We start from the raw sequence: 567 nt of genomic DNA, 5'->3' as shown, positions 1-567 counted from the left end.
GCTCGCGGCCAGCAGCGCCGTGAGGTCGGGGCGCTTGTGCCGGTCGATGGGGGTGGGCACGGTGACGATGAAGATGCTGCAGCGCGCGAGTTCGGCCGGGTCGTCGGTGACGCTGAGGTGGCGGGCGGCGGCGAGCTCTGCGGCCGAGACTTCGCGCGTGCGGTCGAGCCCGCGGCGCAGTTCTTCGATGCGTTCGCGCTTGAGGTCGTAGCCGATCACCGGGCGGCGCTTGCCGAATTCGACGGCGAGCGGCAGGCCGACGTAGCCGAGGCCGATCACCGCCAGAGGGGCGGCTGGAGAATGGGGTTGGTCAGTGGGATGTGCGTTCATGGAGCAAATACGTCTTCAAGGCGCTGCGCATCGAGCACCCGGTCGGCCCAGGTTTCCAGCTCGTCAGGCGCAGCATGCTGCAGGCGCTGCCGTGCCCACTCGGGCAAGGGGCCGAATCGGCGCGTGAGCTGGCGCTGCAGCAGAAGCGCCTCGCCTTCGAGGCGTCCTTCGATCTTACCTTTCTGCAGCCCCTGTTGCAGCGCGCTCTGCTCGCGCTGACGGATTTGTTCTTTGATG

General features: G+C 68.1%; 1 protein-coding gene and 1 pseudogene. Both read right to left on the bottom strand.

The genetic code is table 11. From position 1 onward, the window contains the following. A pseudogene (locus OA56_RS08520) lies at positions 1-330 on the bottom strand (nucleotide sugar dehydrogenase); the annotation flags it as partial. Then, the coding region (locus OA56_RS08515) for a DUF4351 domain-containing protein (RefSeq protein ID WP_461584645.1) at positions 327-567 on the bottom strand (241 nt) is incomplete at its 5' end. The pseudogene OA56_RS08520 and the gene OA56_RS08515, both read right to left, overlap by 4 nt.

The organism is Tepidiphilus sp. HLB4 (assembly GCF_054823945.1).
The sequence above is the reverse complement of the archived record's forward strand: the minus strand, read 5'-3'. Positions and strand labels throughout refer to the sequence as shown.